11 protein-coding genes and 1 riboswitch are annotated in these 12,479 nt (G+C 70.5%); all 11 genes read right to left on the reverse strand.

Annotated features, from left to right (window positions below; translation table 11 throughout):
- Positions 1-4: 4 nt before the first annotated feature.
- Positions 5-1,312 (reverse strand): SAM-dependent methyltransferase, encoded by a 1,308-nt coding sequence (locus IE97_RS0120720; RefSeq protein WP_030242649.1) that lies wholly within the window; start codon positions 1,310-1,312, stop codon positions 5-7.
- Between the two features lie 343 nt (positions 1,313-1,655).
- Complete coding sequence (locus IE97_RS0120725) at positions 1,656-3,044, reverse strand: NAD(P)/FAD-dependent oxidoreductase (RefSeq protein WP_030950914.1); 1,389 nt, start codon at positions 3,042-3,044, stop codon at positions 1,656-1,658.
- Between the two features lie 421 nt (positions 3,045-3,465).
- Entirely contained in the window at positions 3,466-4,407 is a 942-nt protein-coding gene (locus tag IE97_RS0120730; RefSeq protein ID WP_030242655.1) for a Ppx/GppA phosphatase family protein, read from the reverse strand.
- A complete protein-coding gene (locus tag IE97_RS0120735) occupies positions 4,404-4,934 on the reverse strand; it encodes a DUF501 domain-containing protein (RefSeq protein WP_030242657.1) in 531 nt (176 codons plus the stop codon). Before IE97_RS0120735 ends, IE97_RS0120730 begins: the two co-directional genes overlap by 4 nt.
- Positions 4,935-4,993: 59 nt before the next feature.
- Positions 4,994-5,470, reverse strand: a complete 477-nt coding sequence (locus IE97_RS0120740; protein WP_030242660.1) for an FtsB family cell division protein — start codon at positions 5,468-5,470, stop codon at positions 4,994-4,996.
- 121 nt (positions 5,471-5,591) lie between these two features.
- Entirely contained in the window at positions 5,592-6,872 is a 1,281-nt protein-coding gene (eno, locus tag IE97_RS0120745; protein ID WP_030242663.1) for a phosphopyruvate hydratase, read from the reverse strand.
- A 262-nt stretch (positions 6,873-7,134) separates the two neighbouring features.
- Complete coding sequence (locus IE97_RS0120750; protein ID WP_030242665.1) at positions 7,135-7,824, reverse strand: transglycosylase family protein; 690 nt, start codon at positions 7,822-7,824, stop codon at positions 7,135-7,137.
- A gap of 4 nt (positions 7,825-7,828) precedes the next feature.
- A riboswitch (cyclic di-AMP (ydaO/yuaA leader) is annotated at positions 7,829-7,995 on the reverse strand.
- Between the two features lie 228 nt (positions 7,996-8,223).
- The gene (locus tag IE97_RS0120755) at positions 8,224-9,204 is read right to left on the reverse strand and encodes a transglycosylase family protein (RefSeq protein WP_030242668.1); all 981 of its coding nucleotides are present in this window, start codon (positions 9,202-9,204) and stop codon (positions 8,224-8,226) included.
- Positions 9,205-9,345: 141 nt separating this feature from the next.
- A complete protein-coding gene (locus IE97_RS0120760; RefSeq protein WP_030242674.1) occupies positions 9,346-10,629 on the reverse strand; it encodes a cytochrome P450 family protein in 1,284 nt (427 codons plus the stop codon).
- Between the two features lie 52 nt (positions 10,630-10,681).
- Positions 10,682-11,680 carry a nucleoside triphosphate pyrophosphohydrolase gene (locus IE97_RS0120765; RefSeq protein ID WP_030242678.1) on the reverse strand — a complete coding sequence of 333 codons (999 nt, stop codon included), beginning with the start codon at positions 11,678-11,680 and terminating at the stop codon, positions 10,682-10,684.
- Between the two features lie 78 nt (positions 11,681-11,758).
- Positions 11,759-12,406 carry a SurA N-terminal domain-containing protein gene (locus IE97_RS0120770; protein WP_030242681.1) on the reverse strand — a complete coding sequence of 216 codons (648 nt, stop codon included), beginning with the start codon at positions 12,404-12,406 and terminating at the stop codon, positions 11,759-11,761.
- Between the last annotated feature and the right edge of the window lie 73 nt (positions 12,407-12,479).

Below are 12,479 nucleotides of genomic sequence, written 5' to 3' on the forward strand. Positions count from 1 at the left end.
CGGATCAACGGCGCTCGGACTCGGTCCACTCGCGGGCGCGCAGCGGCATGCCCGACGCCCCGGATTCGGGGGTCCGCACGGCCAGGACCTGGTTGACGCCGATCCGGTTGCGTTCGAAGGCGAGTGCCGAGGCGGCCATGTAGAGGCGCCAGACGCGGGCACGGCCGGGGCTGGTGAGCTGGACGGCACGCTTCCAGTCGGCCTCCAGCCGGGCGACCCACTGCCGCAGGGTGAGGGCGTAGTGCTCACGGATCGACTCGACGTCACGCACCTCGAAGCCGGCCCGCTCCAGCTGGGCGACGGTGATGCCCACGGGCTGGAGCTCGCCGTCGGGGAAGACGTAGGAGTCGATGAAGGCGTCGACGCTGTACGACGCCTCGTCCCGCTGCGGGCGACGGGCGATCTGGTGGTTGAGCAGCCGCCCGCCGGGCTTCAGGAGCGCGTGCAGGTCGGTGGCGTAGTCCAGGTACCGCTCGGCGCCCACGTGTTCGGCCATGCCGATGGAGGAGACGGCGTCGTAGGGCCCGTCACGGACGTCGCGGTAGTCCTGCACGCGGATCTCGACGCGGTCGGCGAGGCCCTCGTCGGCGACGCGCTTACGGGCGTAGGCGGCCTGCTCCTGGGAGAGGGTGACGCCGACGACGCTCACGCCGTGCTCGCGGGCCGCGTGGACGGCCATCGAGCCCCAGCCGCAGCCGACGTCGAGGAGCCGCTGACCGGGCTTCAGGCCGAGCTTGCGGCAGACCAGTTCGAGCTTGTCGTGCTGTGCCTGTTCGAGCGTGCTGTCCGAGGTGGGCCAGTAGGCGCAGGAGTACACCATGGACGGGCCGAGGACGATCTCGTAGAAGTCGTTGCCGACGTCGTAGTGGTGGCTGATGGCCCGTCTGTCGCTGCGCTTGGTGTGCAGGTGGCGGCGGGGGCTGCGGACCTCCTCGGGGGGCGGGGCGGGTGGCAGCGGGGATCCGGCGAGCCTGACGAGGCCGCGTACGGCGGAGCGGACCTCGGGGTCGCGCAGGGCCTGGGTGAGGGTGCGGGCGTCCTCGCCGCGCTCCCAGATGTGACCGGCGAGCAGGTCGAGGGCGGTGTAGAGGTCGCCCTCGATGTCGAGGTCGCCCGCCACCCACCCACGGGCCAGGCCGAGTTCGCCCGGCTTCCACAGCAGGCGGCGCAGGGCGCGGCGGTTGCGTACGACCAGGGTCGGCGCGCCCGGCGGGCCCGCCTGCGAACCGTCCCAGGCGCGGATGCGCACGGGGAGCGGTGCTCCCAGCACCTGTGCGAAGAGGCCCTGCAGCCGCGGCGCGGCGTCTGCCATGGTGTACACCTCCGATAGGGCTATCCCCTGCTCGAGCGAAGTCGAGAGCTTGGGGAAGGGGAATCCCGGAATGTCCGACACCACGTAAACACCTGCGGGGCCCTGGCGCAGTCCCCGGCACGCGTCATGTCTGGGCAAAACAGCCCGCCATTCGCCCCTTTCGCCCACCCGCCCGCCCGACTCGGCCGGTGACGAGGCCCCCTCACCTACGGGGCCGGCCCCAGGCCCTTGGCGAGGGTCGTACTGCGACTCCTGCGGGCCCCGCGCTCCAGAAAACGCCGAAGGGCCCCCCGCACCACGGATGGCGGGAGGCCCTTCGATCAGGCAGGGAACGGACCGGAGGTCAGGAGGCCTTGGCCCTCTCCTCGGTCTTCTCCTTCGGCGCGGCGGCGACCGGGGCCGGCTTGGCGGCCTCGTAGAACTCCTCGCGCGGCGTCTCGATCGCGCCGAGCGAGACGACCTCGCGCTTGAGGAACATGCCGAGCGTCCAGTCGGCGAAGACGCGGATCTTGCGGTTCCAGGTCGGCATCGCCAGACCGTGGTAGCCACGGTGCATGTACCAGGCGAGACGGCCCTTGAGCTTGATCTTCATCTTGCCCATGACGATCATCGCGACGCCCTTGTGGAGGCCGAGCCCGGCCACCGCGCCCTTGTTGGCGTGCGAGTAGTCCTTCTGCGGGAAGCCGCGCATCCCGGAGAGCACGTTGTCACCGAGGACGCGGGCCTGACGCAGCGCGTGCTGGGCGTTCGGCGGGCACCAGGCGTTCTCGTTGCCGGCCTTGCGGGCGGCGAGGTCCGGCACCTGGGCGTTGTCGCCGGCGGCCCAGATGTAGTCGGTGCCCTGGACCTGGAGCGTCGGCGCGCAGTCGACGTGTCCGCGGGGCCCGAGGGGCAGGCCGTAGCGGGACAGGACCGGGTTGGGCTTGACGCCGGCGGTCCAGACGATCGTGTTGGAGTCGACCTCGAGGCCGTTCTTCAGCACCACGTGGCCGTCGACGCAGGAGTCCATGGAGGTGGAGAGGTAGACCTCGACACCGCGGCCCTCGAGGTGCTCCTTGCCGTACTTGCCGAGCTTGGGACCCACCTCGGGGAGGATCTTGTCGGCGGCGTCGACGAGGATGAAGCGCATGTCCTCGCGGGACACGTTCTTGTAGTACTTGGCCGCGTCGCGGGCCATGTCCTCGACCTCGCCGATGGTCTCCGCGCCGGCGAACCCGCCGCCCACGAAGACGAAGGTGAGGGCCTTGCGGCGGATGTCCTCGTCCGTGGTCGAGTCGGCCTTGTCGAGCTGCTCGAGCACGTGGTTGCGCAGGCCGATGGCCTCCTCGATGCCCTTCATGCCGATGCCCTGCTCGGCGAGGCCGGGGATCGGGAAGGTGCGGGAGACCGCGCCGAGCGCGATGACCAGGTAGTCGAAGGGCAGCTCGTACGCCTCACCGACCAGCGGGGAGATCGTGGCGACCTTGCGGTCCTGGTCGATGGTGGTGACCCGGCCGGTGAGGACCTCCGCCTTGGGCAGCACGCGTCGCAGCGGGACGACGACGTGGCGCGGGGAGATGTTGCCGGCGGCGGCTTCCGGGAGGAAGGGCTGGTAGGTCATGTACGACCGGGGGTCGACGACCGTGACGGTCGCCTCGCCGTAGCGCATCTTCTTGAGGATGCGCCGAGCTGCGTACAGGCCTACGTACCCACCGCCTACTACGAGGATCCTGGGACGCTCCGTGGTGCTCATGCCATCGAGTATCCACCCGCCTGAGGGGGGTACCTCGTGCGCCCCTTCACAAGCTCTTGCGGGGTGTGTGCTATCCTCCGCGGCCCACGTGATCCATGTCATGGTGACAACCGGGATCCTTTGTGCACCGCTGACCGTTGTCAATGCCGCGTGAGCTGCCTCTCTGGGTCCGAGAGGGCTCCGTGAGGCACCTCCGGAGGCCGGCTCAGGACCCCTTCCGACGCACTCCCATACCACGGTTCTGAACATGTTCAAGGGCCCGTTGGACCCCCAGACGGGTCAACCGGGCCCTTGAAGTCGCTCGGGAGTGCCGAATTCCTTGTGAAGAACTTCACGAACTTTTCCGGCGGACCGCCGCCGGGCGCCCCGATCAGGCCCCCCGGACGCGCTCGTTCGTGATCCATGCCTGCTCAGAAGCGGCTTACGCCACCGACCACGCGATGCCGTCAAGGATGTCGTGCTCACTGACCACGACCTCCTCCGCGCCGATCCGCTCCATGATCGACAGGAGTACGAGGGCGCCCGCCCCGATCACGTCGACCCGGCCCGGATGCATGGAGGGCACGGCCGCGCGCTCGGCGTGCGTGGAGCGCAGCAGCCACTCGGTGATCTCGCGGACCCGGTCGTGGGAGACGCGGGAGTGGTGGATGGCCGCCGAGTCGTACTCGGGTAGCTCCTGGGCGATCGCCGACACGGTCGTCACGGACCCGGCCAGGCCGACCAGCGTGCGGGCCTCGCGCAGCGGGACCGTCTGCTCGGCGAGGTCGAGGGCGGCCTCGATGTCGGCCCGCATCGCCGCGATCTGCTCCTCGGTGGGCGGGTCGCTCACCACACCGTCCCGGACCAGGTGCCGCTCGGTCATGCGGACACAGCCGACGTCCACCGAGCGCGCCGCGCGGACCTGGTCGTCCCCGACGACGAACTCGGTCGAGCCGCCGCCGATGTCCACGACCAGGTAGGGCCTGGGGAGGTGGTCACCCCCGGCGAGCTCCTTGGTGGCGCCGGTGAAGGAGAACTCGGCCTCCTGATCTCCGGAGATCACCTCCGGCTCGACACCCAGGATGTCCAGCACGCCGCGCACGAACTCGTCCCGGTTCTCGGCGTCCCGGGAGGCGGACGTCGCCACGAACCGCAGCCGCTCCGCCCCGTGCTCCTTGATGATCCCGGCGTACTCGCGGCACGCCTCGAAGGTCCGGCGCAGCGCCTCGGGGGCGAGCCGGCCGGTGCGGTCGACGCCCTGCCCGAGCCGCACGATCGTCATCCGGCGGTCCAGGTCGACCAGCTCTCCGGTGACGGGGTCGGCATCGGCGACCAGGAGCCGGATGGAGTTGGTACCGCAGTCCACGGCGGCGACACGGGTCACTGGGCGTCCTCCTCGGCGGTCGTCACACACGCGCCCTTGCGCCACCACTCCGGCAGCATGGCCAGGGCCTCGTCGCCCAGCGGGTTCACGCCCGGCCCGGCGGCCAGCGAGTGCGCCACCAGCACGTGCAGGCACTTCACCCGGTCCGGCATACCGCCCGCGCTGGGGAAGTTCCTCAGCTGCTCGATCTCGTCCCGGCGCCTGATGTAGTCCTCGTGCGCCGCCCGGTACGCCGCCGCCAGCTCCGGGTCCGAGGCGAGCCGCTCGGTCATCTCCTTCATCACGCCGTTCGCCTCCAGCGTGCCGATCGCCGAGTTGGCCTTCGGGCACGTCAGGTAGTACAGCGTCGGGAACGGCGTACCGTCCGGCAGCCGCGGTGCCGTCTCGACGACGTCCGGCTGCCCGCACGGGCACCGGTGCGCGATCGCGCGCAGGCCGCGCGGGGGCCGACCGAGCTGCTGCTTGAAGGCCTCGACGTCCGCGTCGGTGGGCTCGGTGCGCGGGGTGGTCGGCGGGGGCGTTTCCATGACTGTGTTCAGGCTGTCTTTCTCTGGATCTTCTCTGGATCGCCGGCTGGGAGGTCAGGTCACTGGCCGGAGGCGTCGGACTTGTCGACGCCGTCCCAGACGTTGGAGTACCAGGGGCGGTCGGCCGCCCCGAGGTCGGTGCGCGACTGCTTCGCCGCGTGCGGGTCGACGACGATGAACCCCGTCTCCCCCGGCATGACGTAGTGCAACCGCCGCCGGATCTGCTGCTCGGCGTACGCGTCGTCCTGCCAGCGCGCCTTCTGGTCGCGCAGCCGTTCGACGCGTTGCCGGGCCCGCTGCTGCTCCTGCTGGAGGTCGTCGATCTCGGCACGCTGCGCGACGTACTCCCGCATGGGGTAGGCCAGCGCGACGATCAGCGAGCACATCACCAGGGCGAGCAGCGCGGCCCGGCCGGTCAGCCGGGAGCGGCGGGCCTGGCGCCGGGTCTGGGAACGGTAGACCCGGGCCGCGGTCTGCTCGCCGAGCAGCCGGATCCTGGTCGCGGTGGAGAACCGGTCCCGGTCCTTCACGGCCATGTCTCCCCGCCTCCCGCTCCGCCGTCCTGTGCGGACGCCACCGTCCTACGCGTACGTCCCCGGACACGGTACGGGACCGAGTACGGGGACGTACGTACGACGCTTCCTACGAGGCCGTGACTCAGCCCTTGAAGCGCGGGAACGCGCTGCGGCCGGCGTACACCGCCGCGTCGTCGAGGATCTCCTCGATGCGCAGCAGCTGGTTGTACTTGGCGACGCGCTCGGAGCGGGCCGGGGCGCCGGTCTTGATCTGGCCGCAGTTGGTGGCGACGGCCAGGTCGGCGATGGTGACGTCCTCGGTCTCGCCGGAGCGGTGGGACATCATGCACTTGAAGCCGTTGCGCTGGGCCAGCTCGACGGCGTCCAGGGTCTCGGTCAGCGAACCGATCTGGTTGACCTTGACCAGCAGGGCGTTGGCCGCGCCCTCCTCGATGCCGCGGGCCAGGCGCTCCGGGTTGGTGACGAACAGGTCGTCGCCGACGAGCTGGACCTTGTCACCGAGCTTGTCGGTGATGGTCTTCCAGCCCTCCCAGTCGTCCTCGAACAGCGGGTCCTCGATGGAGACGAGCGGGTACGCGTCGACGAGCTCCGCGTAGTACTCGGTCATCTCGGCGGCCGAGCGGTCCTTGCCCTCGAAGGTGTAGACGCCGTCCTTGTAGAACTCGGACGCGGCGACGTCGAGCGCCAGGGCGATCTGCTCGCCGGGGGTGTAGCCGGCTTCCTTGATGGCCTCGAGGATGAGGTCGAGGGCCTCACGGTTGGAGCCGAGGTTCGGGGCGAAGCCGCCCTCGTCGCCGAGGCCGGTGGCCAGGCCCTTGCTCTTCAGGACCTTCTTCAGCGTGTGGTAGACCTCGGCGCCCCAGCGCAGGGCCTCGGAGAAGGACTCCGCGCCGATCGGGGCGATCATGAACTCCTGGATGTCCACGTTGGAGTCGGCGTGCGAGCCGCCGTTCAGGATGTTCATCATCGGCACCGGCAGCAGGTGCGCGTTCGGGCCGCCCAGGTAGCGGAACAGCGGCAGGTCGCTGGCCTCGGAGGCGGCGTGGGCGACGGCGAGCGAGACGCCGAGGATGGCGTTGGCGCCTAGGGAGCCCTTGTTGTCGGTGGCGTCCAGGTCGAACATCGCCTGGTCGATCAGGCGCTGCTCGGTGGCGTCGTAGCCGACCAGCTCCGGGCCGATCTGCTCGATGACCGCGAGGACGGCCTTCTCCACACCCTTGCCGAGGTAGCGGTTCGAGTCGCCGTCGCGGAGCTCGATGGCCTCGAAGGCGCCCGTGGAGGCACCGGACGGGACGGCGGCACGACCAGTGCTGCCGTCGTCGAGGCCGACCTCGACCTCGACCGTGGGGTTGCCTCGGGAGTCCAGGATTTCCCGGGCTACGACGACGTCGATGGACGGCACGAGCATCTCCTTCTTGATGTGACGCGGGTACGCGGGCCGCTCGGGCCCTGCGAGGTGCGGGCCGGTGGCTCGCGACATGAGCCTAACCGGCTCGGCGCGATCGGCCACCGGGTCGCCCACCCCATGGACAGAACCGAGAGTAAATTGTTTCCGAACGGAACAAAGCCGGAATGCCAAGACCGGCAGAAAAAACCCCGCTCCGGCGCGTACGGGGGAACACGCACCGGAGCGGGGAGCCCGTGGGGACGGGGCGGGCCGCTGCTTACTTCAGGTGCAGCTGCTGGCCCGGGAAGATGAGGTTGGCGTCCTCGATGATGTCCTCGTTCAGCTCGTGGAGCTTCTCCCAGCCGCCCTGGACCTTCTCCTTGGCGGCGATGGAGCTGAGGGTGTCACCCTCGACGACCTTGTACTCGCCGTCGCCCTTCTTGACCTTCTCACCGGTCGGGGTGGTGACGGTCTTCTTGGCGGCCGGGCGCTCGTCGGAGCGGGAGGCCGGCTGCTCCTGGGTCTCGCGGGACTCGGTCTCGGTGCTCTGCTGGGCGGAGCTGCCCGAGTCACTGGAGGAGTCACCGGTGTAGCCGGCGCTCGACAGACCCTTGCCGCAGACCGGCCAGGCGCCCTTGCCCTGGCTCGCGAGGACCTTCTCGGCGATCTCGATCTGCTGCGCCTTGGTGGCCTGGTCGGCGGTGGAGGCGTACTTGGTGCCGCCGTAGCCGGACCAGGTGGAGGCGGAGAACTGCAGACCGCCGTAGTAGCCGTTGCCGGTGTTGATGGACCAGTTGCCGCCGGACTCGCACTGGGCGACGGCGTCCCACTCGGAGGCGGTGGCGGCGGAGGCGTTGCCGGCCGCCATCAGCGGGGCGGCGACGGCGGCACCGGTGACACCGGCGATGGCGATGACCCGAGAGGCCTTGGACGGACGGCGGTGCGTGCCCTTGCCGGAAAACAGCATGGAGAGATCCCCTCACCGACGCCTGCGAGGTGAGCTGTCGGGTTCGGGCCGGTTGAGTTGCCCGGCCACGCCCCTCACGGGACGCGGCTTCACCCCAAGCCCTTCCGGCACAACCGGCCGGTCGGGCACCTACCTTGGGTCCCCCGCTCCTGCCTACGGCGCTTGACGCGACGACTGTTCCCGTGCGGCCGCTGGCAGGATTCGGCGTTGCGGCAGCCGGGGCCCGCGATGGCGAGCGGTCATGACCGTAGGCAGGCGATCCAGCGAATTTCAAAGCCGATCAGGGCTTCTGAGATCTATCTCTCACTACACCGATTCCGGACATTGGGTGCGAATCATGGCGTGAACTCGCGCCGTTTTGGGGCGACTTCCACCGCCGTTTCCGCACCGTCCGACCGGCTACTCCTCGTCCGCTTCACCCTCTACCGTGAGCTTCTGACCGGGGCGGATGAGGTTCGGGTCGGTACCGACGGCGTCCCTGTTGCCGACGTAGAGCGTGCGCCATCCACCGCTGAGGTCAAGGGAGTCGGCGATGGCGGAAAGGCTGTCCCCGGGGCGCACGACGTAGGAGCCGTCCGCCACCTCGCGGGAGGCGTCGCCGCCGCGCGAGGCGTGCCGGCCCGTGGAGTCGCCCGTACGGCCGTTCGTGGACTCGGCGTTCTCGTCGGCGCTGGGGCCGCGATGACGGCCGGAGCCGGTGTCGGTCAGTGCCGGGGATGTGCCACTCTGCCGCGAGCTGTCGGGCTCGTCACCTTCAGGACCGGACGACGAAGCGCTGCCGGACTCCTGGTCCCGCGACGCCGAGTCGGTCGATTCGGGAGACTTGTCCGACTTGGAGGTTTCATCCTCCGGGGTCGACGACGCGTCAGGTGACGACGAGGAGGAAGAAGAAGAGCCCGCAGAAGGCGACGAATCCGACGACTCGGATGACTCGGGCGACTCGGATGAATCAAGCAAACCGAGTGAATCCGACGAATCAGACGAGCCGGACGCGTCCGACCGCTTGTCCTGCTCGAGACCGGAGAGCAGTCCGCAGGTGCGCCAGGCGCCGACCCCCTGGTCGGCGAGGATTCTCTCGGCTACGGCTATCTGCTGCGAACGGCTGGCCAGATCGGCGCTCGGGGCGTAGTCCAGGCCGCCGTGGTTCTCCCAGTCCTCCTGCGACAGCGCCAGGCCGCCGAAGTACCCGTTGCCCGTGTTCTGACTCCAGGCGCCGCCGGTCTCGCAGTCCGCGACCCGGTCCCAGGTCGTGCCGTCGGCAGCGCTGGCGCCCGAGGCCCCGAGGAGCGGGATCGCGATGGCGGAGCCGGTCACTCCGGCCGCGACGAGGAGAGCCGGAGCCTGGCGGGGGCGACGGTGACGACCGTTCCCGGAGAGCATACGGAGACCTTTCGCGAGACAGCAGTGACCGGCCCGGGGCGACGCCCGGGTCGTATTGATGGGTGAACGTATCGGCAGACGATCACTTGTCACAAGTTCATGCCGCGTAGATCACGTGAAGATCACAGTCCTGATGTTTCGTCACCTGCCGGCCGGTGCGAACTCCACCGGCAGGGCGCGCAGCCCGCGCATGATGAGGCCACCGCGCCACCTCAGATCGGCCGGGTCGGCCGCGAGCCGCAGGTCGGGGAGACGGGTGAGCAGCGTGGCGAGCGCGGTCTGGCCCTCCAGGCGGGCGAGCGGCGCGCCGAGGCAGTAGTGGATGCCGTGCCCGTAACCGAGGTGCTGGTTGTCGCGGCGGGCGAGGTCGAGCACGTCCGGATCGGTGAACCGCTCCGGGTCCCGGTCGGCGGCGGCCAGGACGACCAGCACCGGATCGCCGGGCTCGATGCGCTGCCCGCCGATGGTGACCGGCTGGGTGGCGAAGCGCCAGGTGGCGAGCTCGACGGGACCGTCGAAGCGGAGGAGTTCCTCGACGCCGGTCTCCAGCAGGCCTCTCTCCCCGGCGGCGAGGGACGCCTGGAGCCGCGCGCGCTGTTCGGGGTGGGTGAGCAGCGCGTAGGTGCCGTTGCCGATGAGGTTGACGGTCGTCTCGAATCCGGCGAACAGCAGGATGAAGGCCATGGCGGCGGCCTCGTTCTCGGTGAGGTGCTCACCGTGGTCGGAGGCGCGGATGAGCCCGGAGATGAGGTCCTCGCCCGGGGCGGGGTCGGCGGGCAGCGCCTCCCGCTTGCGGTGGATGAGGTCGGCGAGGTAGCCGCGCATCTTCTTCACGGACCTCGCCACACCGCCCCGTGGCCCGCCCTGGTGACGGATCATCATGCCCGCCCAGTCGCGGAAGTCGTCCTGGTCCTCGCGGGGGACGCCGAGCAGGTCGCAGATGGCGTAGATGGGGAGCGGGAAGGCGAACTCGTGGATGAGGTCGGCGGACCCCTTCTCCGCGAACCCGTCGATGAGGCTGTCGGTGAGCTGCTGCACCCGTGGCGCGAACTCGGCGACCCGGCGGGGGGTGAACGCCTTGGACACCAGCCGCCGCAGCCGGGTGTGGTCCGGCGGGTCGATGTTCAGCAGATGCGTCATCAACTCGGCCTTGCGCTCGCCGGGGATGCCGGTCTTGCCCTTGGCGTGCGCGGGCTCGTCGTGATGCGCGGGGTTCTTGGAGAGACGGTTGTCGGCGAGGGTCTGCTTGGCGTCGGCGTACCGCGTGACCAGCCAGGCCTCCACACCACTGGGAAGCCTGGTGCGGTGCACGGGGGCGTGGTCGCGGAGCCAGGCGTAGGCGGGGTACGGGTTGCTCGCGAATTCCCAGGTGAAGAGGTCGGGGGCGGGCACGGGCCGGTGGGGAGGCTGGGGCTGGTCGGTCACGCCTCGACGGTATCCGCCCCCGCGGGGCCCGGCTGCCTCCCCGCCTTCGCGATCAGCCCTCGGCCTCTCTGATCGCGTCCCGGTACGCGCGGGCCGCTGCTCGCAGGGCCGCCTCCGGGTCCACGCCCTCCGACTCGGCGCGGACGGCCAGGGCCAGCAGGTCGTAGCCGATGCCCTCCACGGGTGGGAGCGGTATGTCGAGGTGCGCGGTGCGGGCGCGGGACGCCAGCTTGGCGGCGAGGGCCAGGCCGGGCTGGCCCAGGGGGATGCCCTCGGTGATCGAGGTGCGCTGCTTCTCGACGGCCTTGGTGCGCAGCCACTGCGCCCTGACCTCCTCGGGCGTGGTGGCCGTGGCGTCGCCGAAGACGTGCGGGTGGCGGTGGACCAGCTTGTCGACGATGCCGCCGGCCACGTCGTCGATGGAGAAGGGGGCGTCCAGGTCCTCCTCGGCGATGCGGGCGTGGAAGACGACCTGCAGGAGGACGTCACCGAGCTCCTCGCGCAGTTCGTCGCGGTCGCCCTCCTCGATGGCCTCGACGAGTTCGTACGCCTCCTCGATGCCGTACTTGGCGAGGCCCTTGTGGGTCTGCCGGGACGACCACGGGCACTCGACCCGGATGCGGTCCATGACCTGGACGAGGTCCAGGAGGCGGGCACCCGGCAGGTCGTAGGAGGCGGGCAGCAGCTCCAGCTCCGGCATGGCGACGCGGCCGGTGCCGGCGAGGCGGGCCAGGCCGTCCGTCAGAGCCGGCTCGCCCTCGCCCGTCGCCACGACGACCACCGTGCGCCCGCCCTCGCAGGCGCCGACCAGTTCCTCCGCGGTCGGGGACGACTCGTCCACGCGTATCCCCGCCTCGCGCAGATACGGCAGCTGCGGGTGCGCGCCGTCCGCGCACAGCACCTGGTCGGCCGCGTGCAGTGCCTGCCAGGCGGGCCAGGACAGCAGGCCGGGGGCGACGCGGTGGCTGGTGGTGAGCAGGACGATGCGGCCAGGGCCGGGGCCGGCGGCCTGCTCGGGGCCCGGGGTGGCTTCGGGGCTGTTGGCGTTCACGATTCGAAGCTATCCCACGCCGCCGGCAGTGCCGGAAGTCGTCCACAGGCCCCGGAGGGCGGTGCGCGAAAAGGTGCTCTACATGGACTGCTGTGCCTGGGCCGTCGTCACGTCCCGCACCCACGGCGTCTTCGCGTCGGCTCGGCTGCTCTTCTGGACGTCCCAGGTGCCGTAGCGCGGATTCAGGTCGATGTTCAGGTCCTTGGAGGCGTCGGACAGGGCCTTCCAGAACTCGGGGCGGCTGGTGTCGGTGCCGAGTTTCTCGGCGAGCTTCTGGGCCTCCAGCTGGAGGCGCAGGTTCTCTTCGAGGCGCTGCGGCGGGATGCCGTACTGCTGGAGCCAGGTCGTCTCCAGCGCCTTGGCGCCGCCGGCCTGCTCCTCCAGGCCGGACCGCATCTCCTGGATCTCCCGGCGGCTGACGCTCACCCCGGCGTCCTCGGCGGCGCGGTGCAGCACCCGGTCGAGGACCATGGTGTGCAGGGTGTCGCGGGTGAGGGTGCCGGTCCGGGCGATGGCCTGCTGGTACTGGGCGTCGTTCTGCACGGCCGCCCGCTGGGCCGCGCGAACCTCGCCGACCCGTTCCTCCAGCTGGGAGACGGTGATCCGCTGCCCGCCGACCACGGCGGCCGCGCCGGGATGCGCGTCGTTTCCGCAGGCGGTGAGCAGGGGCGCCGCTGCGGCGATCGCGGCGGTGAGGACGAGCGCGGTGCGACGGCGGCGGTGCAAGGGAACCTCCCGAGGAGATTGTGCGACGGTGCACAAGGTCTTGCGATGATCGATGGTAGGCAGTGGGCGTGCT

Source organism: Streptomyces sp. NRRL S-455 (assembly GCF_000717875.1).
Lineage (GTDB): Bacteria > Actinomycetota > Actinomycetes > Streptomycetales > Streptomycetaceae > Streptomyces.

Bases quoted from the DNA above. Each gene is read 5' to 3' on its own strand.
- IE97_RS0120720 (WP_030242649.1), bottom strand. From the start codon at position 1,312: ATGGCAGACGCCGCGCCGCGGCTGCAGGGCCTCTTCGCACAGGTGCTG.
- IE97_RS0120725 (WP_030950914.1), bottom strand. From the start codon at position 3,044: ATGAGCACCACGGAGCGTCCCAGGATCCTCGTAGTAGGCGGTGGGTAC.
- IE97_RS0120735 (WP_030242657.1), bottom strand. From the start codon at position 4,934: ATGGAAACGCCCCCGCCGACCACCCCGCGCACCGAGCCCACCGACGCG.
- IE97_RS0120740 (WP_030242660.1), bottom strand. From the start codon at position 5,470: ATGGCCGTGAAGGACCGGGACCGGTTCTCCACCGCGACCAGGATCCGG.
- IE97_RS0120750 (WP_030242665.1), bottom strand. From the start codon at position 7,824: ATGCTGTTTTCCGGCAAGGGCACGCACCGCCGTCCGTCCAAGGCCTCT.
- IE97_RS0120755 (WP_030242668.1), bottom strand. From the start codon at position 9,204: ATGCTCTCCGGGAACGGTCGTCACCGTCGCCCCCGCCAGGCTCCGGCT.